This is a genomic window from Campylobacter sp. RKI_CA19_01128 (assembly GCF_025771175.1).
Taxonomy (GTDB): domain Bacteria; phylum Campylobacterota; class Campylobacteria; order Campylobacterales; family Campylobacteraceae; genus Campylobacter_D.
In genome coordinates this window covers 124,348-146,927 of sequence record NZ_JAKMPU010000004.1, presented here as the reverse complement: position 1 = coordinate 146,927, position 22,580 = coordinate 124,348, and the positions used below count along the sequence as shown (strand labels likewise).

Annotated in this window: 21 protein-coding genes, 2 tRNA genes and 1 pseudogene; 15 read left to right on the top strand and 9 right to left on the bottom strand. The window is 29.4% G+C overall.

The window, feature by feature from the left end:
• Nucleotides 1-322: 322 nt before the first annotated feature.
• The 6 genes and pseudogenes from L8U98_RS04485 to L8U98_RS04460 all read left to right on the top strand — a co-directional run bounded on the left by L8U98_RS04485 (nucleotide 323) and on the right by L8U98_RS04460 (nucleotide 9,922).
• The gene (locus tag L8U98_RS04485) at nucleotides 323-1,735 is read left to right on the top strand and encodes an aspartate ammonia-lyase (protein ID WP_263664325.1); all 1,413 of its coding nucleotides are present in this window, start codon (nucleotides 323-325) and stop codon (nucleotides 1,733-1,735) included.
• Nucleotides 1,736-1,753: 18 nt separating this feature from the next.
• Nucleotides 1,754-3,088: pseudogene (locus L8U98_RS04480) on the top strand (anaerobic C4-dicarboxylate transporter).
• A gap of 92 nt (nucleotides 3,089-3,180) precedes the next feature.
• The gene (locus L8U98_RS04475; protein WP_263709100.1) at nucleotides 3,181-4,524 is read left to right on the top strand and encodes a TrkH family potassium uptake protein; all 1,344 of its coding nucleotides are present in this window, start codon (nucleotides 3,181-3,183) and stop codon (nucleotides 4,522-4,524) included.
• Nucleotides 4,521-5,162, top strand: a complete 642-nt coding sequence (locus L8U98_RS04470) for a potassium channel family protein (protein WP_263664328.1) — start codon at nucleotides 4,521-4,523, stop codon at nucleotides 5,160-5,162. Before L8U98_RS04475 ends, L8U98_RS04470 begins: the two co-directional genes overlap by 4 nt.
• A 631-nt stretch (nucleotides 5,163-5,793) precedes the next feature.
• Entirely contained in the window at nucleotides 5,794-9,648 is a 3,855-nt protein-coding gene (locus L8U98_RS04465; protein ID WP_263725040.1) for an inverse autotransporter beta domain-containing protein, read from the top strand.
• Nucleotide 9,649: 1 nt separating this feature from the next.
• Nucleotides 9,650-9,922, top strand: a complete 273-nt coding sequence (locus tag L8U98_RS04460) for a hypothetical protein (RefSeq protein ID WP_263736911.1) — start codon at nucleotides 9,650-9,652, stop codon at nucleotides 9,920-9,922.
• An 8-nt stretch (nucleotides 9,923-9,930) separates the two neighbouring features.
• Here the strand turns inward: L8U98_RS04460 and L8U98_RS04455 are convergent.
• Nucleotides 9,931-10,007, bottom strand: a tRNA-Met gene (locus L8U98_RS04455).
• Nucleotides 10,008-10,124: 117 nt separating this feature from the next.
• Here L8U98_RS04455 and L8U98_RS04450 point away from each other — a divergent pair.
• The gene (locus L8U98_RS04450) at nucleotides 10,125-10,775 is read left to right on the top strand and encodes a putative metalloprotease CJM1_0395 family protein (RefSeq protein WP_263725039.1); all 651 of its coding nucleotides are present in this window, start codon (nucleotides 10,125-10,127) and stop codon (nucleotides 10,773-10,775) included.
• Here L8U98_RS04450 and L8U98_RS04445 read toward each other — a convergent pair.
• Nucleotides 10,776-10,863: transfer RNA gene (locus tag L8U98_RS04445), tRNA-Ser, on the bottom strand. It abuts the gene before it with no gap.
• A 171-nt stretch (nucleotides 10,864-11,034) separates the two neighbouring features.
• Here L8U98_RS04445 and L8U98_RS04440 point away from each other — a divergent pair.
• Nucleotides 11,035-11,907 carry a hypothetical protein gene (locus L8U98_RS04440; RefSeq protein ID WP_263725038.1) on the top strand — a complete coding sequence of 291 codons (873 nt, stop codon included), beginning with the start codon at nucleotides 11,035-11,037 and terminating at the stop codon, nucleotides 11,905-11,907.
• On the opposite strand, the gene L8U98_RS04435 is transcribed toward L8U98_RS04440, so the two are convergent.
• Both L8U98_RS04435 and mutY read right to left on the bottom strand, forming a co-directional pair.
• Nucleotides 11,891-12,748 carry a radical SAM/SPASM domain-containing protein gene (locus L8U98_RS04435; protein WP_263725037.1) on the bottom strand — a complete coding sequence of 286 codons (858 nt, stop codon included), beginning with the start codon at nucleotides 12,746-12,748 and terminating at the stop codon, nucleotides 11,891-11,893. The two genes, L8U98_RS04440 and L8U98_RS04435, sit on opposite strands and share 17 nt — an antisense overlap.
• Nucleotides 12,738-13,781 (bottom strand): A/G-specific adenine glycosylase, encoded by a 1,044-nt coding sequence (gene mutY, locus L8U98_RS04430; protein WP_263725044.1) that lies wholly within the window; start codon nucleotides 13,779-13,781, stop codon nucleotides 12,738-12,740. The genes L8U98_RS04435 and mutY overlap by 11 nt, the downstream gene beginning before the upstream one ends.
• 75 nt (nucleotides 13,782-13,856) lie before the next feature.
• Here mutY and L8U98_RS04425 point away from each other — a divergent pair, with 75 nt between their 5' ends.
• The 7 genes from L8U98_RS04425 to L8U98_RS04395 all read left to right on the top strand — a co-directional run bounded on the left by L8U98_RS04425 (nucleotide 13,857) and on the right by L8U98_RS04395 (nucleotide 18,743).
• Nucleotides 13,857-14,609 (top strand): SIMPL domain-containing protein, encoded by a 753-nt coding sequence (locus L8U98_RS04425; protein ID WP_263725036.1) that lies wholly within the window; start codon nucleotides 13,857-13,859, stop codon nucleotides 14,607-14,609.
• A 62-nt stretch (nucleotides 14,610-14,671) separates the two neighbouring features.
• A complete protein-coding gene (locus L8U98_RS04420) occupies nucleotides 14,672-15,088 on the top strand; it encodes a DUF1104 domain-containing protein (RefSeq protein WP_263725035.1) in 417 nt (138 codons plus the stop codon).
• 1 nt (nucleotide 15,089) lies between these two features.
• Nucleotides 15,090-15,776 (top strand): response regulator transcription factor, encoded by a 687-nt coding sequence (locus L8U98_RS04415; protein ID WP_263708734.1) that lies wholly within the window; start codon nucleotides 15,090-15,092, stop codon nucleotides 15,774-15,776.
• Nucleotides 15,766-17,073, top strand: coding sequence for a sensor histidine kinase (locus L8U98_RS04410; RefSeq protein ID WP_263725034.1), 1,308 nt, complete (start codon nucleotides 15,766-15,768; stop codon nucleotides 17,071-17,073). Before L8U98_RS04415 ends, L8U98_RS04410 begins: the two co-directional genes overlap by 11 nt.
• An 8-nt stretch (nucleotides 17,074-17,081) precedes the next feature.
• On the top strand, nucleotides 17,082-17,771 hold the full coding sequence (gene ung / locus L8U98_RS04405) for a uracil-DNA glycosylase (RefSeq protein ID WP_263702446.1): 690 nt from the start codon (nucleotides 17,082-17,084) through the stop codon (nucleotides 17,769-17,771).
• A 49-nt stretch (nucleotides 17,772-17,820) separates the two neighbouring features.
• The gene (locus tag L8U98_RS04400) at nucleotides 17,821-18,078 is read left to right on the top strand and encodes a zf-TFIIB domain-containing protein (protein WP_263663752.1); all 258 of its coding nucleotides are present in this window, start codon (nucleotides 17,821-17,823) and stop codon (nucleotides 18,076-18,078) included.
• A 125-nt stretch (nucleotides 18,079-18,203) separates the two neighbouring features.
• Complete coding sequence (locus L8U98_RS04395; protein WP_263725033.1) at nucleotides 18,204-18,743, top strand: superoxide dismutase family protein; 540 nt, start codon at nucleotides 18,204-18,206, stop codon at nucleotides 18,741-18,743.
• A 31-nt stretch (nucleotides 18,744-18,774) separates the two neighbouring features.
• Here the strand turns inward: L8U98_RS04395 and L8U98_RS04390 are convergent, their stop codons facing one another.
• The 5 genes from L8U98_RS04390 to L8U98_RS04370 are packed head-to-tail and all read right to left on the bottom strand — an operon-like array spanning nucleotide 18,775 to nucleotide 22,580.
• Nucleotides 18,775-19,296 carry a flagellar FLiS export co-chaperone gene (locus tag L8U98_RS04390; RefSeq protein WP_263663750.1) on the bottom strand — a complete coding sequence of 174 codons (522 nt, stop codon included), beginning with the start codon at nucleotides 19,294-19,296 and terminating at the stop codon, nucleotides 18,775-18,777.
• Between the two features lie 42 nt (nucleotides 19,297-19,338).
• Nucleotides 19,339-19,932: a hypothetical protein gene (locus L8U98_RS04385; RefSeq protein WP_263725032.1), complete on the bottom strand. Its 594-nt coding sequence runs from the start codon at nucleotides 19,930-19,932 to the stop codon at nucleotides 19,339-19,341.
• Nucleotide 19,933: 1 nt separating this feature from the next.
• The gene (locus tag L8U98_RS04380; RefSeq protein WP_263682935.1) at nucleotides 19,934-20,761 is read right to left on the bottom strand and encodes an MlaD family protein; all 828 of its coding nucleotides are present in this window, start codon (nucleotides 20,759-20,761) and stop codon (nucleotides 19,934-19,936) included.
• Nucleotides 20,761-21,483 carry an ABC transporter ATP-binding protein gene (locus tag L8U98_RS04375; protein ID WP_263725031.1) on the bottom strand — a complete coding sequence of 241 codons (723 nt, stop codon included), beginning with the start codon at nucleotides 21,481-21,483 and terminating at the stop codon, nucleotides 20,761-20,763. The genes L8U98_RS04380 and L8U98_RS04375 overlap by 1 nt, the downstream gene beginning before the upstream one ends.
• Complete coding sequence (locus tag L8U98_RS04370) at nucleotides 21,480-22,580, bottom strand: MlaE family lipid ABC transporter permease subunit (protein ID WP_412175043.1); 1,101 nt, start codon at nucleotides 22,578-22,580, stop codon at nucleotides 21,480-21,482. The genes L8U98_RS04375 and L8U98_RS04370 overlap by 4 nt, the downstream gene beginning before the upstream one ends.

Below are 22,580 nucleotides of genomic sequence, written 5' to 3'. Positions count from 1 at the left end.
CTTTCAAATTTAATTTCTTCAAATTTAATCTATCAATTTTATAATCTTTTTGTCTTTTGTGGAATTTTAAAATTATACAAAAAGTAAATATAAATTTTTAAAAAATAAACAATAAAAGCAATAATAAACACTACAAACATCAAATACCTACCAAAAAAGCATTATATTTATAAAATGAATATCAATATTCTAATTTATTTTATATATTTTTATTGATTTTTGATAAATTCAGAAAAATTTATGAAACTTTTATAAAAAATTGTTATATAATACTCATTAAGTTTATAAACAAAACTTAAATAAAACCCACAAGGAGTACATCATGGGAACAAGAAAAGAACACGACTTTATTGGCGAGTTGGAAATTTCTGACGAGGTTTATTATGGAGTGCAAACTTTTAGAGCACTAGAAAACTTCCATATGAGTGGCAGAAGATTACAAGATTATCCTTATTTTGTAAAAGCTTTCGCTCAAGTTAAAAAAGCAGCTGCTCTTGCTAACAAAGAAGTTGGGGTTCTTGATGCTGACAAAGCTGATGCTATTGCTAAAGCTTGCGATAGATTGATTGCTGGTGAATTTTTAGATCAATTCGTAGTAGATATGATCCAAGGTGGTGCTGGTACTAGTACAAACATGAACACCAACGAAGTTATCACTAATATCGCTCTTGAAAGTATGGGACACAAAAAAGGTGAGTACCAATATCTTCATCCAAATGATCATACAAACTTAGGTCAATCTACAAATGATACTTATCCAAGTTCAATCAAAGTAGCTACCTATGCAAAACTTACTGATCTTTTAAAAGCTATGGAACTTTTAAAAACTGAATTAGAAGCTAAAGCTAAAGAATACAAAGATATCATTAAAATGGGTAGAACAGAGCTTGAAGATGCGGTTCCTACTACTTTAGGAAATACTTTCAACGCTTTTGCTAGCTATATTAAAAGTGATATTGAAAAAATCACAGCAGCTCGTGAGTCAATGAGTTATTTAAATCTTGGTGCAACAGCTATTGGTACAGGAATTAACTGCCACCCTGATTACAAATTTGTGGTTGAGAAAAAATTAAAAGAAATTACTGGTGTTGAATTTAAACCAGCTGAAGATTTTATCGCTGCTACTCAAGATACAGCCGACTTTGTACACGTAAGTGGCGCGTTAAAAACTGCAGCAGTAAGATTATCTAAAATTGCAAACGACTTAAGATTAATGAATTCAGGCCCAAGATGTGGTTTAGGTGAAATTAATCTACCAAAAATGCAACCAGGTAGCTCTATCATGCCAGGTAAAGTAAATCCAGTAATTTGTGAAGCAGTAGGTGAAGCTTGCTATGAAGTTATAGGAAATGATGTTACTATTATGCTTTGCTCTGAAAGAGGAGAATTTGAACTTAATGCATTTGAACCAGGTATTGCCTATGGATTATTTAACTCTATAGTATTACTTGAAAATGCAATGAAATCTCTAGCTGAAAAAGCTGTAAGAGGCTTAACAGCAAATCCTGAAGCATGCAAACAATCTGTACTTAACTCAATCGGTATTGTTACAGCATTTAATCCTGTTTTAGGATATGAAAAATCTGCAAGTATTGCTAAAGAGGCTTTAGAAACTGGTAAAGCAGTTGGCGATATTTGTCTTGAAAGAGGATATCTTCCAAAAGAAGAAATTGAAAGAATTTTAACACCAGAAAATATGTTAAATCCTCATATGACAGAGAAAAGAAAAGCTTAATAACTTAGGAGTTTAATCATGGATATTATGATTATTTTACAACTTGTTGTCTTTCTTGGGGCAATATTCATAGGTATCCGCCTCGGTGGCATAGCAATAGGCTATGCCGGAGGTCTGGGTGTTGTTATTTTAGGTCTTGTTTTAGGTATGAAACCAGGTAATATTCCTTAGGATGTTATCTTAATCATTGCTGCAGCAATTGCTGCGATTTCTGCTATGCAACAAGCAGGTGGTTTGGATTATATGGTAAAAGTTACCGAAAGAATTTTACGTAAACATCCAAGATTTATCAATTACCTTGCACCAGCTTGCGGTTGGTTACTTACTATTTTAGCAGGTACAGGTAATGCGGTATTTTCATTAATGCCTGTTGTTATTGATGTTGCAAAATCACAAAACATCAAACCATCAGCTCCACTTTCATTAATGGTTGTTGCTTCACAAATTGGTATTACAGCTTCTCCAGTTAGTGCTGCTGTTGTTTATATGACTGGCGTATTAGAACCACTTGGTTGGAATTACCCTGCATTAATTGGTATTTGGATTGTAACTACTTTTGCTGCTTGTATGATTACAGCTTTCATTGTAAGCTTAATCACTCCAATGGATCTTAGCAAAGACCCTATCTATCAAGAACGCTTAAAAGCTGGTCTTGTAAAAAGCGCTTCTGATGTTTTACAAAGCGAAGACAAACCAGGTGCAAAACTTTCAGTTGCTATTTTCTTATTCACAGTATTAGCGGTTGTTCTTTATGCTACAGCAATTTCTAATAATATCAAATGGATTGATCCAGTAGTTATTCCAAGAGATGCTGCAATTATGAGTTTCTTATTAACAGCTGCAACTTTAATTACAATCTTTTGTAAAGTTGAACCTGCAAAAATTTTAGATACAAGTGTATTTAAATCAGGTATGACAGCTTGTGTATGTGTATTTGGTGTTGCTTGGCTTGGAAATACTTTCGTTGCAGGTCATGAGGCAGGTATTAAAGAAGTAGCAGGTGAATGGGTTAAACAAACTCCAGCTATGCTTGCAGTTGCATTCTTCTTTGCTAGTATGCTTTTATACTCTCAAGCAGCTACTGCAAAAGCTATTGTTCCAGTTATCATTGCTGCATTAGGAATTTCAGCTACAAATCCTGCAGATTCTTATATGCTCGTTGCTTGTTTTGCTGCTGTTTCAGCACTTTTCGTTCTTCCAACTTACCCTACTTTATTAGGTGCAGTTCAAATGGATGACACAGGCACAACAAGAATAGGAAAATTCATATTTAACCACGCATTCTTTATCCCTGGTGTATTAGCTATAGTTATAGCTGTTGCCCTAGGTTTCTTAGCAGTAGGAATGCTTTAATACTTCAACTTTCCACTTAAAATGTGGAAAGTTCTCTTTTTACTTATTAACCAATTTTAAGTAGAATGTTTTTTTAATTTTAAAGAATCAAAATGACAAAATTAACTTTAGATAGAAAAAATATAAGAATTTTATTTATAGGTTATATCCTAGTTGCACTTTTTGGCACCTTTATTCTAATGCTTCCTATTATGCACACTAAACCCATATCTTTTCTAGATGCATTTTTTACCAGTGCTTCAGCTGTAAGCATGACAGGACTTATTGTATTAAACACCTCATTAGATTTTAGCTTTTATGGACAACTTGTTATTTTATTGCTTATTCAAATAGGTGGCTTAGGTTATATGAGTATAGCTATGGCTTTATATATTTTAGTGCGCAAAAAGATGAGTTTTGGAGAAAAAAATCTTTTAAGAGAATCCTTGATCTATCCTGAAGCTGATGGCCTTGTAGGATTTTTAAAAAAGGTTTTATTTTTTGTATTTGCTATTGAGCTTTTAGGTGCTTTATTGTTATTTTTAAGATTTAAGCTTGATATGAATTTAAGTGAAGCTCTATGGGCTAGTGTTTTTCACTCTATTTCTGCTTTTAATAATGCAGGATTTAGTATATTTGAAAGTGGCCTAATGCCTTATAGAGATGATTTTTGGATTAATTTTGTTATCACCTCTTTAATTATCATTGGAGGTTTGGGATATTTTGTATTATTAGAATTATACTTTTTTTCTAAAAAACGTTTTGCAAGCTTAAGTTTACATACAAAACTTGTTTTAATTTCTACTGTTATATTGATTGTTTTTGCAAGCTTAGTAGTCTTTTTATTTGAATACCATAATCCAAAAAGCATAGGAGAATTTTCACTTTTTGATAAAATTATGAGTGCATATTTTACAGCGGTAAATTACCGAACGGCAGGGTTTAATACTCTTGATCTTAGCACCTTTAAAGATGCCAGCTTGTTTTTTGGATCTTTATTTATGATTGTAGGTGGTGCGCCTGGTGGAACAGCTGGAGGTATTAAGGTAACTACAATTGCTGTATTGCTAATCTATGCTTATTGGAGTATCAAAGATAGTAATGCAAGAATTTTCAACTTTGAAATTCCTACAGAAACTATCAATAAGGCTTTTATTATAGCAGTAAGTTCTATTGTATATATCATCACTTGTGTGTTAATTTTATCCTTAATTGAAGATGATAAAAGCTTTTTACCCTTGCTTTTTGAAACAAGTTCAGCGTTTGCCACAGTAGGAGTTTCAGTAGGAGATGGTGGGACTTTATCGCTTAGTGCGCTTTTTAACTCTGAAAGTAAATTACTTATCATATTGTTAATGCTTAGCGGTAGAGTGGGTGTGCTTGCATTTTTATTTAGTATATTTTTCAAAGAAAAAGAAAAATATTTGAATTATCCAAAAGGAAAGATAATATTATGAAAAAAGAAACTTATGGCATTATAGGACTTGGAAGGTTTGGTTCAGTTTTAGCAAAAGAGCTTATTGATCAAGGTAAGAGAGTTATTGTTTCTGATATTGATGAAGAAGCGGTTAAGGAATTACAAGATCATGCAGATTTTGCTTATATTTTAGATTCTACTCATACTATAGCCTTAAAAGAAGCAGGTTATGCAAATGCTGATGTTGTCATACTTAGCATAGGTGAAAATTTAGAATCAAGCATACTCACTTTCATGGCTTTAAAAGAAATAGGAGTAAAAAATATCATTGCCAAGGCAAACTCTTCAACACACGGGCAAATTCTTTCAAAACTTGGGGTTAATAAAGTCATCTATCCTGAAAAAGAATCGGCAAAGCGTTTGGCTAAAATTCTTATCACTAATCCAAATTTTGAGATCATAGATCTTTCAGCCAATACTATCAAAGTAGCAAAACTTTTAGTGGATGAAAACTTAGCAGGAAAAACTTTGCAATCTATTGGTCAAAACTTAAAAGTCATTGCACACAAACAGCATGATACTTGGAGTATTATGCCAAATTTAGAAACTACCGCTTATTTGAATGATATACTAATGCTACTTGGCACTCAAGAAGAATTAAATCAATATGAATATTAATAAATTTAAAGCTTATTTTTAAGCTTTAAATTTACACTTAAACCACCTTTCAATTTCCATTAAACATTCCATATATTATTTTACTTATTACCTAATTTATAAAAACACATAAACTATAATTAAATATATTTTTTTAATAAGTTATTTTAAGATTATAACAACTATTATCAAATTTATATAAAAACACTATATTATAATTATTTAAAGAATATAATAAGATATTTATACTCTTTATTTATTACCAAATATAAGATTAGTATTTATACTTTATATACCAAATATAATAAATACAATTTATATTCTTATATAAATACTATTTTTTCATATCTACAAATACATTAAACAATATAATAAAGTATAAATATAAAAACTACAAAAGACTATTTATCCATTGTCTTAAAAAAGTAAATAAAAGTAATTTTTTGTTTTATGTAAATAATAATAAATATATATGTATTTTTTTAATAAAAAATAAAAGTAATTTTGATTATAGTTTATAAATAATTATTATATTTGATATTTTTTTGGCTATTTTTCAATATTTTTATAACTTTTTTATCACTTTTGTATTTTTTGTGTTATCATATTCTCATCACAGATAAAAATTAAATGTAGGTTATGGGGGGGGGATATGAAAAAAACATTTTTACTTGTTTTACTCATTCACACTTTTCTTTTTTCTCAAATAATGATTTTAAAAAATCAAGATAAAATCATTATAGATAATAATCAAACTCTTGCGGTTAATCATGTAAATCATGATCAAAAGCAAACACTTAAAGAGCATAATAGTATTGACCCAAGAGTTAAAAAGCTATTAGAAGAAAAACCAAATAAAGATTCTAATCTTAGTAAAGAAGATGAAGCATTATCTAATAAGGTTATTAATACTATTCAAACCATAGGTAATGTATATAATGCCAAAGATAATAAAGAAAGAGATGATCTTATAAGAGATTTAGCAAGCAATTATTTAAGCTTACAAGCTAATACTTTAATCCAAGAATATTTACATGCTCTTAATCACTCTATTAATAGTGAGTTTAATCTAAACTATAATGACAGAGGTGGTTTAAGTGGTAATGCTAAAGTTCTTTTACCTATTATGAGTGAAGATAATCCAAAAATATCCTATTTTTTACAAAGCGGTATAGGTGGATATGATAATAATAGAATCATAGGTCATTTTGGTGGTGGTATAAGATATTATCCTAATGCATTAGCATTAAATAATTCAGGCAATATCATGCTAGGATTAAATTTAGTTTATGATCATGATTTTAGTAGAGAACATAAAAGAATGTCTTTGGGCTTTGAAAGTATGATTGATACATTAGCTTTCCATGCTAATATTTATCAAAGACTGAGTGATTGGATTAATAGTTATGATTTTGATAAAGATTATATATTAGAGCGTCCTGCTAATGGTTGGGATATGGGTGTTAAATATACTTTTCCTTCTATGAGTAATGTAGCTGTTTTTGCTAATATGAGCAAGTGGTATGGAGAAAAAGTAGCTCCATTTGGCAATGTAAGTTGCTTTGAAGATTTAGAAAAAAATCCTTTGGTGTATGAAGGAGGTATTACTTATTCACCTTGTCCAGCATTAACTTTTTCATTAAGCCATAAAAGAAGTAATGAAAGTGATAAACAAGGTACAAATATAGCTATGAATTTTAATATACCTTTAGATAAAGATGCCCTCAAACATGCTTTTGATCCTAAATTTGCAGGTATAAACAATACCATTGAAGGCTCTAGAACCAATTTTATAGATAGAGATTATTCTATGGTGCTTGAGTATAAAGCCATTAATAATGCTTATCATATTTCTTATTGTGGAAATTTAGGGGATAATACTCATTGTATTATGCTAAAAAATGGTTTTAACCAAGCAGTTAAAAATGTTGCTATGAGTGTAACTCCTGAACAAAAAAGTGTAATCTTAAAGAATGGAAATCATTATATTACTGATGGTAATGGAAAGGTTTTTGTAAAAATAATCCATGCTTATGGAGTCCATCAAACCAATTTAATTGCTAAAGCAGGGAATGCTCAAGAAAGTTTCCCTATTACTATTATAGCTCCAAAAGAAGATTTTAGGGTATTTGCTAAACCTTCTAATATACAAAGACATGAAAAATCTCTAATCACATTTGCAGGAAGTGATTTAGCAAGTGATTTAGATATAAATTGGAAATTAATCGGTAAAGGAAGTTTGGAAAAAACTCCAAATTCAGATAAAACTGATAAAGATGGAAATTCAAATATCATCTATAAGCCTGATGCAAACATGAAAGATAAAGAAAAAGCAACAATCATTGCTAATGTATTAGGAGTTACTTTAAAAGCCTTTGTTCAAATAGCAATTTATGGAGATAATGATATTATCTTAGATAAAACCACTATAGGTAATAAAGAAAAAGCTCATGCAAGTTATAAAAACTTAAAAGCTAATTCTACAAAAGTTAAATGGAGCATACAAGGAGATAATGCTTTATTTATTGATAAAGATAAAACTACTAAAGAGCTTAATTTAATAGCTGATGAAAAGGGTGAGAGCAATGTAGAAATCATAGGACTTAGTGGAAATGAAAAAGTAAAAATCATTGTTAAGAATATGAGCGATGAATTAGTAAAAGAAAAAAGTAAAGTTTTAGAAATTAAAAATTATACAGCTACTATGGAGCTTCCTACTGGAAAAGATCCTGTGACTCATCAAGACTTTGAAAAAGGAATGATTGATTATAAAAGCGACTTTGAAGTAAAACTTAAAGGTTTAATGCCAAAAACAAAAGTTTCATGGAAGGCTAAAGATGTACAAAGCAATAAAACTTTAAGAATTAGCAATGACAAAGAAAGCACAGCTGATGATAAAGGTGAAAGTAAGGTAGTATTTGAAGGAGTAAAAGATTTTAATATTAAAAGATTGCAAATCATTGCTACTTATAATCAAAGCGCAGCTAGTACTCAAGAAGTAAGTGGAGAGATCAAACTCCACCAATACACCCCAAGCATTAGTTTTAGTAAAGATAAAATCCATGCTTATGAAAGTGAAAACATCAAAGCTTTAAAAGATCCAAAGCCTGATCATGTAGAAGTAACTTTAAAAGGTGGCAAGCCTAATGAAAAAATAGAATGGAGTTTAAGTGGAGATGCTAGTTTAAGTAATCAAGAAGCAACATTTAATGCTAGTGGTGAGGCTAAAGCAACTATTACTTCTAAAGCTCCATTTAAAGCTAATCCTACAATTAATGTTAACACCCTAGGTCAAAACCTAAGTAAAACTATTACTTATGATGTAAAAACATATACACCTAGTGTAAAATATCCAAGCTTTAAAGCTCAAGAAAAAACTATAGATTATATAGATGATTTTAATATTAAAGTAAGCGGTTTATTACCAAATTCAACCATTGATAAAATCAGTGGAAGTAAAGGAGTAAAAGCTAAAAAAGAAAGCTTTAATGTTAATGATAAGGGTGAAGCTACTTTAGAATTTAGTGGTATTAGTGATTATAGTGTTAAAGAACTTACTATTAAGTTTAGTTATACCAAACAAGGTAGCGTTAAAGAGGAACTTAATTTAGATAAAATCAAACTTTATCAATATAATCTACAAATACAGTCAAATCGAAATTGGTTTTACAATAAACTCGATGAACAATCTGAAATAAAAATTACCGGAGGGCGATTAAATTCTGAAATCTCATGGGATATTCAAGGAGATGGGGTAATAATTAATAAAGATAGTAAATTCAATTCTCAGGGCGAAGCTAAAGCAATTATTGCTTCTAAAGCAGCATTTAAAAATGAAATAATAATAAGTGCTTCATCATTGGGACAAAAAGTAAATCAAAAAATTTACTATGTAGTAGAAAACTTTTATACTCCAAGCATTATATTTCCAACTGTCACTGGATATAATAGCAGTGTATATTTAATAAAACCTTTTGATGTTGTGATGAAACATTTAAAACCTAGTTCACATGTTATGGTTAGCTTGCCAAATGGAATTAAAAGTAAAACAGATTTAAACAAATTGTACGCTGATAATTATGGGGATTTGACACTAGTTTTATCAGTTGAAAATCCACATCTTAAATCTTTTCAGATAGAAGTTAATTATGAATATAGAGATAGCTCTAAAGAACTAAAAAATAAAATATCGGATAAAGCAATAGTAATAATTCCACAAGTTATGCTAAAGCAAAAAAGATGGAGTGTGGGATATAATCCTATGTATCAATACACCAACGCTTGGGTAGAATTTGCATCTCCAGATCTTCAAGGATATAGTCCATCTTGTTTAATCGAAAATTTTAATATAAGCAAAGGAACTTCAAGAATGGATTCAGGCGGTATTGGAAAAGCTTCAATTACTTTTGTTAACGAAGCTAATACTGGGCAATATAGCGAGGCAACAATTGATTTTTCTTGTTTTGAAGGAGAAATGCATTCGCGTTTTAATATATCAGGAATATAATTTGCCATTTTACAATTTTATGCAATTTCTATCTCTGTTAGCTCAACTTTCAGAGGTAGAAATTAAAACTCTTATGGAATATAAAGATTTATTATTAAAAGCATTGTCATCTTTAAATGAATCAAAAACATTTGATGTAAAAGAATGCGCGCGACTTGTTAACACTCTTGAAGAAACTTTTTTAGATAAACTACAAATAGAAGAAAGCAAAAAGAAAGAAATTTGCAAAAATATCATCAAAATACTAAAAAATCATTGGAAAATGTTTTTTTGAAAGCTAGATGGTGTCAAGGGGGAGACTTGAACTCCCGACCTCCGGCTTATGAGACCAGCGCTCTAGCCAGCTGAGCTACCCTGACATAAAAAAGAAGTTAAAATTATACTTTATTTTGCTTAACATTTTATAAAACATTTATTTTATAAATTTTTCAACTTTTTTGTGATAAAAATATGAAATTATATTAGAAAGGATTTTTATGCAAATAAGCTCAAGTTATAACAATGCTTTTTATACACAAAATCCTTATCAAAACAAAGACAAAGAAGAAACCAAAGAAAACATTTCAGAAAAAGAAAATCCACAGCAAATAAAAGAAAATGATAACAATCAAGAAAAAGATGAAAAAACTCAAAAAGTCAATGGCAAAGACTTAAGCAACGAGGAAGTAAAACAAGTACGAGAACTTGAGAAAATCGACAGAGAAGTAAGAGCTCATGAAGCAGCCCACCAAGCAGCTGGTGGAGCTTTAGCTGGTGCTGCGAGCTTTGGCTATACAAGAGGTCCTGATAATAAAATGTATGCAGTCGAAGGGGAAGTGCCTATAAGAATGCAAAAAGGTAATACTCCTGAAGAAACTATAGCAAATGCAATGCAAGTAATTGCTGCAGCTATGGCACCAGCTGATCCTAGCCCACAAGATTACAAAGTAGCAGCTAATGCTATGCAAATACAAAATGACGCACGCGCTGAACAAGCTAAGATAAAGGCAGAAGAACTAAAAGCACAAAATGAAAAAAGCGAAAATGAGAATGAGGAAAAAACAAATTCAAATTCCAAAGCTATAAAATCATACACACAAAATGTATCACAAGATTACATAGGAAGTCAGTATAACAAAAGTGCATAGTGGCAGAGAGGAAGGGATTCGAACCCTCGGTGAGTTGCCCCACACACGCGTTCCAGGCGTGCTCCTTCGACCGCTCGGACACCTCTCTAAAATTAAAAATTATAACTTATTTTTTTAAATTTATAATAAAAATTTTATAGACTTTCTGGGTATTTAATCTTGAGTATAAAATTTGCAGTCAAGATATGATTAAACTTTATAATGTTAAAATAAAAATAAAATATTTATTTTATTATTTAAAAACAAAAAGAGAATAGTTATGATAAAAAAACTACTTATACTTTTTTTAAGTCTTGTTTGTACTTATCAAGCACAGGCTGTTTTAAACAAAGAAAGCCTTGGAGAAGGCTTTGGAAATACAAGAAGTGAAGCGATTAAAAACGCTATTAATGATGCCTTGGGAAAAACAGAAGGTTTAAAACAAGTCAAATTAAAAAAATTTGAATTTAATTTTAATGGAAATTTTAATATAGGTTATGATGAAGAACTTGACTTTGTTAGTAATGGTGTTTTTAATAGTTATGATATAAAGTCTCTAACTCAAACAAATCAAAGTGAATTTCATGCAAAAGTTTTAATCTATAAAAAACTTTATAGCGACAAAAGTCTTGAAAACAAAAGCTCTCTAATCATCATTAATAGAATCAAAACTGGACTTTCAGCCAAATTTGAACAAGAACTTTTAAGTGTTTTACTTCAGAATAAAAAATTTAAAATCTTAGACAAAACAAATCTTGATCTTTATAATCAGGAAAAATTTTTGCTTTCCAAAAATTCAAGCGATGAAGAACTTGTAAAGCTTTATAAGACTTTAGAAGCTGATTTTTTGCTCATTTTAAACCCAAAAATACAACAAATACAAAATGAAAACAACACTCAATCTTATGATATTATCATTGATTATCGCTTAATAGAATTTGCTACAAATGAAAGCAAATCTTCTAATACTCTAGAGTTTAAAATGAGCTCTACAAGCAATTCAAGCAAGCAAAAAGCCCTTAGGGGTATTGCTACAAAAATTACAGAAGATATTTTTAAACATTCTAAAGACGATCAAGAAGAAGAAACAGAGCAAGGTTTAGACGCAAACTATCAAATCAACAATGAGGGTGGAGTTAATTTAGGTTTTTAGCCTCTAAAAACTCACACCTTTTGCAAAGCTCGGCTTTTAAAATTCCTTGCTTAAATCCTTCTTTTAATTCCATATATAAAGACGAATTTAAAAGCTCATTAAAATCTTTTTCAAAGCAATTTCCTAGTTTTATATCCCCTTTAGTATCCAAACAACAAGGCACTAAAGTTCCATCACTTAAAATAGCAATTTGCCCATTTAAAGCATGACAAAACCCTTTCTCTCTAACAACCTCATCTTTCAAAGAAGGCCATTTAAAAAGCCTAGCTTGGTGTAAGATAATATGCCTTTCTAAGCGATTTTTAGCTTTTTGCTTTTGAATTTTTATTTTAAAAATTTGCTCTAAAAAATCATAAATTTTCTCATTTTCCAAAGGTGGGTTGAAATTTTTATCTAAATTCCAAAGTCTTAGGTTAATAAAAGAATTATTTTTATTTTCTAAGTGCAAAAAAATAAGCTTCAAAATAGGCTCAAAGTATTCTTTTAAACTCATTTTACTTTGAGATAAAAAAGCACCTAAGGAAATATTGATTTGTCGTACGTTTTTAGAGTCTAAAATGAGTTTTATCTTCTCATCATCAAAATAAAACCCACTTGTAGTAAGCTCTATTTGCATATTAAATTTTAAAGCTATTTTTAGATACTCCGTTAAATTTAAAATCCTTAAAGGATCTCCAAGCACGTGAAAAGTAAAAAGCTTGGCATGATTATGCACGCTTTTGCAAATTTTTTCAAAATTTTCAAGGCTCATTTGTTTTCTTTGGGCTTTTTGGCTAGGACAAAAATCACATTTTAACCCGCAAATATCACTTAATTCTATATAAATTTTCTCAAAATGCATAATCACTCTTTTTAAAAAGCTCAAGTGTTTTTAGAGCAAGTTTTGAAAGAGCAAGATGCTCTAAATCTTTATAAGAAAATGCTTTTGCTTTTAAATCTTCAAAATCATCATCTTTTAAAAAATACACCATAACATTGATTTTATATTTAGTATAAGAATGTTTAAATTCTCCTATAAATTTTGCTTTTTTTTGATTTTTATATTCTAAAAAATTATACATATTAAAATACAATTTTTCCTCACTTTTAACAAGTAATAATTGCTCATTTTTTTGCACTATAAGTATTTTTAAAACAATGTTTTCATATTGAATTTTTTTAGATGAGTTAAATTTTTCATGTTCATTTTTTCCAGCACAAAAACCCTTTAAAGGACAAATTTCACATTTTGCATTTTTAGGCAAGCAAACCAAAGCCCCTATATCTAGCAAAGCTTGATTATGATCAAATGCATTATCATGGTTTAAAAACTTTTTTGCTTTTTGCACTAAAATCTTAGAGTTTGGATTTTGTAAGCCATAAAATCTACTCAAAACTCTTTTAATATTTGCATCCACAAAAGACTTAGCTTGCAAAAAGCCAAAACAAGCTATAGCTCCGGCTGTATATTCTCCAATACCAGGAAGTTTTTGAAGCTCTTTAATCTCAAATGGTAATTTTGCATCAAATTCTTGCACACAAATTTTTGCGCATTTGTGCATATTTCTAGCTCTGGTATAATACCCAAGTCCTTGCCAAGCTTTTAAAACCTCATCTTCACTTGCCATAGAAAGTACTTTTAAAGAAGGAAATTTAGCTAAAAACTGAAAATAATAATTTTGTAAAACACTTTTTACCTGAGTTTGCTGAAGCATAATCTCACTAACATAAACAGCATAAGCAATATCAATATTTTTTAGTTTTTTTAAATCATCCTCGCTACCATATTTTCTATACTCTTCGTGTAAAATACGCCAAGGAAGGCTTTTCCTGCCATTTTGTTCATACCATTTTAAAATACTTTTATGAATTTTTTGCATCAAGACTTTCTTTATTTTTCAAAAATTATACAATCTATTCTTAAAGGCTTTATGTTAAAATTAAAAAAATATTTTTAAAAAGGAGCAAAAATGAAAAGTTTTTTAAAAGGCTTAGGCTTAGGACTACTTTGTTTGATATTATTTGTACTAGGAGTGGTTTTTAACACTGAATTTTTAGGCTTAAAAAATCACGATAAACAAAATATAGAATTTTCAAGAAACATAGAAGTATCTAATGAAATTATGCCAAATATCTTTAATGCTACTTTAAATTTTAGTGCTAGCGAGGAGCTTAGTAAAAAAACCATTGTTTCTAGTGAAGAAAAAAATCATATTGCTAAAACATTTAAAGAAATCTCAGATCGTATTGCTAAAGAAAATTATTGTAAAGGTGGAAGTTATACTTTAGAACCAAGTTATAATTACTATCAAGGAGTAAAAACATTAAATGGATATAGATTACACTCTAATTTTACTTGTCAAATCCCGCAAAACAAAAATAAAGACTATGAAAATCTTATAAAAGATATAGAAAATATTAGTGCTACCAATGCTTTAATTTCTTTTAACACCAAAGCCTTACAAGCTGGTTTTGATAAAGCTATTTTAGAAGCAAACAAAGAAGATTTATATGATCTTGCATTTAAAAAAGCTTTTGAAAAGGCTCAATATTATTCTAAAACTCTAGCAAAAACTTGCATGATAAAAAATATTCATTTTGATAGTTGCAATGTTAAATACAACTCCCCAAATTTAGCAGCTAGTGCAGATAGTGTTGTATTGCCTATTATCAAAAGTGAAGAACAAAACTTAAAAGCTAATGTACTTTTTGTTTGTCAATAAATTTCATTTTGGCTTTATTTTGAGCTTTTATAATTTCTCATCATTAATTTAAAGGAGAAACAATGAAAAAAATTGTAAGTTTATTTATAGTGGGTTCTTTGGCTGCTTCATTTGCCATAGGAGCTGATTTTTCCAAAAAAAGCAATGATGAGATTTTAAATCTTGCAAAAAGTGTAAAAGCGCAAGATCAAGCTGATTTGGTTATTGAGATGAAAAAAAGAATGAATGAAATGAAATACAAAGATGCAAAAGATTTTCATCAACAATTTAGAGCTAATTTACACGAAAACATCTCTAAACTTTCTACTCAAGAAAGAAACCAAAGAAGAGTTATCGTTCAAGAAGATATGCAAAAACTAACCGATGAAATGAGCGGCAAAGAAATAAGAGAGTTAAATTTGCATCATTACAACAATGCCCATTCCCATAAAAATCATCATGGTTTAAGATCACACCATGCAAATTGTCCGATGAGATAAAATGGCAGCAAAAATTCTGCTCTTAGAAGATGATTTAAGTTTAAATGAAATTATAAACGAAGCCTTAAGTGATGAGGGCTTTAAAGTCTCTTGTGTATATGATGCACAAGAGGCACTAGAAAAAGCTTATGAAGAAAATTTTGATCTTTGGATTTTTGATGTTAAAGTTCCAAAAGGCAACGGCTTTGAAGTTTTAAAAGAATTAAGAGAAAGTGCTAAAAACACCCCTGCTATATTTTTAACTTCTTTATCTATGCTTGATGATGTAAAACAAGGATTTTTATCAGGTTGTGATGATTATATTAAAAAGCCTTTTGATATAGATGAATTAATTATCCGTGTCAAAAATATCATTAAAAGAAATTTTAGCCACCAAAAAGAAGATTTGATTTTGCTTAACTCCTCAAAAAATATTTCTTTTGATCCGCTTAATAAAACTCTTTATCAAGATAAAACAATCATCAATCTTACCAACAAAGAAAAAGAGCTCTTAGCCTTGCTTTTAAAAAAACGCCCACACTTTGTAAGCATAGAAACCATTTTTGATGAAATTTGGAGTTTGGATGAAGAGCCAGCAATTATGAGCCTTAGAGTTTATGTAAAAAATTTAAGAAAAATTCTTGGCAAAGACCTTATTATCAATCAAAGAAACATAGGCTATGCCATAAGGCTAGAAAATGAAAAGTGAAAATTTTAATAATACTATTTTTAAAATTCTAGCCCTTTATATCATCACAAGTGGTGTATTTCTAACAATTTTTTTTATCACTTTTTATCAAAAAGAAGCAAACTACATACGATTAAATCAAATAACACATTCATACACTCACTATAATTATATTTTGCAAAATATCATCGAAGCAAGACACGATAGAACATATTTAAATCAAGAAGATTTTTCCTATATATCCAAAAGACTCAACACTCAATTTGCCATTATCGCAAATAACCAAGTTATTTTTAGCAATTTAACTTTCGATGCTTTAAAAATATTAACACAACTTAAAAAAAATGATTTTATTTACAATGAAAACAAAAGATTATTTATAGATTTTTCAAGGATTAGAAATCTCAACACCTATATAGACACAAGTAATCTAAAAAAACCAAAACACCATTCTCATTTCTTAAGACATAAAAATATTCATATCATTATAGAAACTGATGATCTTGGTTTTAAAAAAGAGCAATACCGCAAAGATAATTATAATAATCTAGACATCAATGATTTTGCCGATGAACTTTGGAAATTAAAATTAAAAACTATTTTTTATACTCTTATATGTATTTTGTTGCTTGCTATGGTTGCTTATATACTCATCTTACTTGTCTTTAAAAATATCAAAGAACAATTTAAAGCACTTAATGATTTTATCAAAGACACTACGCACGAAATTAATACGCCTTTAAGTGTGATTTTAGCTAGTATTAAAAAATTTGATGATACAAATTTAAATCCAAATAACATAAAAAAACTAAATCATATCAAACTAGCAAGTAAAAATTTAAACCACATCTATCAAAATCTCATAGCCTTGAATTTTTTCTTGCAAAAAGAAAATACAAAAGAAGATATCAATTTAAAAGAGCTTTTGGAACAAAGGTTAGAATACTTTGAAACTTTAATCACGCAAAAAAATCTCATCATTGAAAAAAATCTTTTAGAGCAAAACTTTTATGCTAATAAAGAAGAAATGCAAATTTTAATCGATAATCTTTTAAGCAATGCCATAAAATACACCAATGCTCATAAAAAAATCTATATTTACTTAAAAGAAAAAACACTTACCATTAAAGATGAAGGTCAAGGTATGAGTACTAAGGAAATAGCTCAAATTTTTACACGCTATAAACGCTTTAATCAAGATCAAGGTGGCTTTGGCATAGGTTTAAACTTAGTCAAGCAAATAGCTGATAAAAACAATATCAACATTAAAGTTTTAAGCAAAGAAAATGAGGGAAGTGAGTTTATACTTTCTTGGTAAGGATAAAAATGGATATTTGTTTAGAAAAAATAAAAATAGAACAAACTTGGAAAGAATTTTTAAAAGATGAGTTTTTAAAACCTTATTTTTTAGAGATAAAAACTCATTATATCAATGCCTTAAGCGAAAGAAAAACTATATATCCGCCAGCAAATTTAATCTTTAATGCATTTAACCTAGCTCCTTTACAGGATTTAAAAATCATACTTTTAGGACAAGATCCTTATCACAACCCTCATCAAGCTATGGGTTTAAGCTTTAGCGTACCAATGGGAGTTAGAATTCCTCCATCTTTGCTTAATATCTACAAAGAATTACAAGATGATTTAAACATTCCTATAGCAAGGCATGGAGATCTTAGCAAATGGGCTAAACAAGGAATTTTACTTTTAAACTCTATCTTAAGCGTAGAAGCAAACAAACCTGCTTCACATGCACATTTTGGCTGGCAAAAATTTACCGATGCAGTTATATCAAAACTTAGCGATGAAAAAGAGGGATTAGTGTTTTTGCTTTGGGGAAATTATGCTAAAAATAAAAAAGTTTTAATCAACCCTCAAAAACACTTTATCCTAGAAGCAGCACATCCATCACCTTTAGCAAGGAATGCTTTTTTAGGTTGTAAACATTTTTCAAAAAGCAATGAAATTTTATTAAAACTTGGCAAAAGTCCTATTGATTGGGATTTAAACTCATAATTTACTTTAAGCCTATATACTTTAATGAAATTTTTTATAAAGGATAAATATGAATTGCCCAGTTTGTGCAAATACAGCTTTATTAATGAGCGAAAGAAATGGAGTTGAGATTGATTATTGTCCAAAATGCCGTGGTGTTTGGCTTGATCGTGGTGAACTTGATAAAATCATAGAAAGAAGTACATCTCAAAGCACGCCACAACAATCTCAACAACCAAATTACAACCAACAAGCAAACTACCATCACAATAGTGGTTATAAATATAAGAAAAAAGAAAGTTGGCTTGGAGAATTATTTGACTTTTAAGCCAAAAGGCTTAAAAGTTTTACTTAAACCCTCATTTTTACTTCTATATTATATTATTTATCAAAAAATACTTTTTATTAATAATATATGCTACAATAAAATAATTTTTAACAAAAGGAGAGAAAATGAGAAAAATAATTCTAGGATCTTTACTAGCATCAAGTTTTTTAATTGGGGCAAATTTGGAAAATTTTGATCCAAAAGCACAAAAAGATCATTTAGTTATCAAAATGGAAATTCTTGACAAAAATGCCAACAAAAACGCAGGTGAAGTAGTAGCAGTACAAACTCCTTATGGGGTAGCATTTTACCCAAATCTTCAAGGTTTAGAAAGTGGAATTCATGGTTTTCATGTTCATGCAAACGCTGATTGTGGAGCAACTGATAAGGGTTTAGGTATGAAGGCTGGTGGTCACTGGGATCCTGAAAAAACTGACGCACACTCAAGTCCATGGGATGATAAAGGCCACAGAGGTGATTTACCACCACTTTATGTAGAAAAAGATGGCAAAGCAACTAATCCTGTATTAGCACCAAAAATCAAAACTCTTGATGAGCTTAAAAATCACTCTTTAATGATACATTTTGGAGGAGATAATCATAGCGATCATCCTGCAGCACTTGGCGGTGGTGGCGCTAGAATGGCTTGTGGAGTTATTAAATAATACACATACTAAAGGCTTTTTGCCTTTAGTATTATTTAAAAAGCTTAGTAAAATCTAAATCATTCATAAAATCATGGCTTGATCCGCCAAAACTTTGACTAGGACTATAAGTAGCAATAGCCACTGCAAGCTCGCTAAGCATAGAAGCTATTTCTTCTCTTTTATCTATTATATAAGCTTTCATACCTTCATAATCACTAGTTTCTAAAATTTTTAAAGGGTTGTAAATTTCAAAAGCAAAAGCCTTTGAGCCTACATTTACATTATAATTATTATCAAATAAAGCATTTCCTAAAAACGAGCAATTATCTACTATTTTTAAACTTTCACTTGCAATTAATACTTTATCTTGCACATCTTCATAATTTTTATCTTCTAAAAGTTTTGAAATTTTTTTCAACGAAGAATCTAAAATTTGCAAAGCACCAACAAAATCATTTGCATCGGTAATATCTTCGCTAAATTTTTGTGTTTGATGCTTTAAATTTGCACCATCTATATTTGAACCTACTTGTCCTAAATGCTTTTGTAAGATTTCTAATTCATCTCTCATAATACACCTTCCTTGTTATTGCTACAACAAGAAAAGCATTTTTTATTCCAAATTTTGATCTACCCAAACTCTAAAATCTTTAGCAAAAAGTAAAAAAACCTCATCGTAGTTTTGGATTAAATTTTGGGGATTATTATCATTTAATTCTTTTTCGTAGTAAAAATACTTACTTGCTATAAGTTTTTTAGTGTTTATTTGCACCAAATTTAAATTAATGCCTAATTTTATTTTAGAATGCACCTCATCACTAAAATCTTGCTCTAAAATATCTACTTTACTTTCTAAAACATAATCAGCACTAGCTAGACTATCTTGATTTAAAATCGCTTTAAATACTCCTAAATCTTGCAAATGAAATTCCAAAAAAGTTTTAATCATCAAAGCAGGATTTTCTTTCCAAAAATGATAAACATAAGCATTAACAATATGATTTTTTTTATAAAAAATTTCATTAGTATAAGATAAGCCCTTAGGTAAAGAAACCATGATGGTAGAATTTTTTACTTTATTTTGACTTTGCTCTAGCTTTTCTAAATTAATGCTAAAATATTTATTTGCAGGCAAAGTTTGATTTGGACTAATCAAAGAACAAGCACTGAAAAAAATAGCTATTAAACTAATATATAAAAATTTCATTTTATTCTCCTGGAGCATATTGAATAACTTTATCTTTATAAATCACATCTGAAGGATTTTGCTTTAAATTTTTTAATAATTGTGTAAAATCTAAAAACAAAACTCTTAAAATATCTAGATTTTCATTTAAAAGCATTCTACTTTTATTAAGCTCATTAAGTTGGCCATTAGCATTATTTAAAAAATTTGAAAAATCATCTGAACTTTTACCAAGTTTAGAGCTTGTTTTATTTAAATTTTCCAAAAATACTGGTGTTTTAGTATTTAAATACGCAGAAAACTCAGATGTATTTTGTAAAATACGCTCTATGTTTTTTAAATTTTTATCACTTAAAAGACTTTCTAGTTTTATTTTTGAACTGGTAATTAATTCTAATAAATTTGAAGTTTGTTTATCTATGCTTGCAAAAAAACTTTCTTTTGATTTTATAATAGGATATACATCACCATCTGCTTTTAAAACACTAGCTTCCTCGCTACCTCCTGCAAGCTGAATAAACTTAAATCCTGTTATACCTTGAATTTGTAAGCTTGCATAAGTATCTGTTTTAACCGCTAAATCAGAATCAAGCTTGACTAAGATTTTAACTCTTAGTTGATTACTTGAACTATCTATGCTAATATTTTCAACACTTCCAACATCCACTCCTAAAAATTTAACCGGAGCTTTGACACTAAGCCCTGCAACTGATTCTTCCATATAAATTTCATAATATTTAAAAGATTTTTCATCTTTTAAATTTCCATACCACACTATAAAAAACAAACTGATAAAAAATAACACACAAACAAAAATTCCGATCAAAATATAATTTGCTTTATTTTCCATTATTGCATAAACCTCTCATAAAGTCTTGGATTTTGCTCTTGCAAGGCCTCAACATTTCCCAAAAAACCAACTTTTTTATTCTCTATAATCAAAAAGCGATTTAATACATTTTTCATACTTTCTTTATCATGAGTAATTAAAATCACACATAATTTAAAGCTTTGTTTTAAACTCAAAAGCAACTCATCAAATTCTCTCGAACTATAAGGATCAAGCCCCGAAGTTGGCTCATCTAAAAAAAGCAATTTAGAATCAAGCGCCAAAGCTCTAGCTATGGCCACTCTTTTTTTCATACCCCCACTTAATTCACTTGGATAAAGCTTAGCTACACTCTCATCAAGCCCCACCATCTTAAGCTTCATCATGGCTATTTCTTTGATATCGTTTTTGTTAAGTTTTGTATATTCAACTAAAGGTATACTAATGTTTTCAAGTATATTAAAAAAGCTAAATAATGCTCCATATTGAAAAACAACACCCCATTGTTTTTGTAAAAATAAAGCATCTTCATCGCTTATATTTTTTAATCTCTTGCCTAAAATTTCATACTCACCCTTGTCAAAATGCTCAAGCATTAACATTTGTCTTAAAAGTACAGATTTGCCACTACCACTACCACCTAAAATGCCAAAAATTTCATTATCTTGCACTTCAAAGCTAATATCTTCATGTACACATTTACTTCCAAAATAAGTGCTGATATCTTTAGCCTTTATAATCAAAATCCAGCCTTTGTTAAAAATACAGAAAAAATCGCATCAAAAGCTATCACCCAAAAAATAGCATTTACAACACTTTTTGTCGTATAAACACCTATACTTTCGGTGGTTTTTTGCACAAAAAATCCTCTAAAACAAGCAATAGAAGCAATCAAAAATCCAAAAATAGGTGCCTTTATAAGTCCTATGATGATATGTTTAAGCTCCACTGCTTCTTTAAAGCGACTCATAAACTCACTCGCACTAATTTCTAAACTAAACCAAGCAACTACAATTCCACCTATAATACTTAAAATATCAGCTACTATTACCACTAAAGGCATGGCAAGTGCTAAGGCTAAAACTCTAGGTAAAATGATAAACTCACTTTCTTTAAAACCCATAGTTTTCATCGCATCAATTTCATCAGTAAGTTTCATCACTCCAATTTGAGCTGTATAAGAACTTGCACTCCTACCAGCTATAACAATAGCACTAATTAATGGTGCAAGTTCTCTAGTAGCAGAAATTCCCATTAAATCGACAATGTAAATATTAGCTCCAAATTGTGCAAGTTGATACGCAGCTTGATAAGCAAGCACCACACCCACAAGTAATGAGGTTAGCATAATAATAGGCAAAGCATTAATAGCACTATTTTCTACATGGTATAAAAATGCCTTAAAGCGAAGTTTTTTAGGGTTTAAAAGTGTTTTAAAACAAGTATAAATAATAAGTCCTATGAAATTTAAAAACTGCACCAAAAGCGTAAAAGATTCAACAACCTTTTTTCCTAAATTTTCAAAAAAATCTTTGATTGTTTTTTTATTTTCATGAGAATTATGAAAACTTTTATAGTGTTTTTGACAAAGTTCAAAAAGCTTAGCATGTTCACTTTTAAGATTTACTCTACTAAGTTCAAAACCTTTTTGCTTAAGTTCATTTTCTAAAGCTAGAAAATACCTAATCCCAGCAGTATCTATAAAATCTAAATTTGTAAAATCAAAAATAATATTTTTTTGAGTAGGAAAATCTAATTTTTCCAATTTTCCTACGCTAGTTTTATCCCATATACCAAAGACGCTAAAAATGCATTCTTGATTTTTAATGTCTTTGATGAT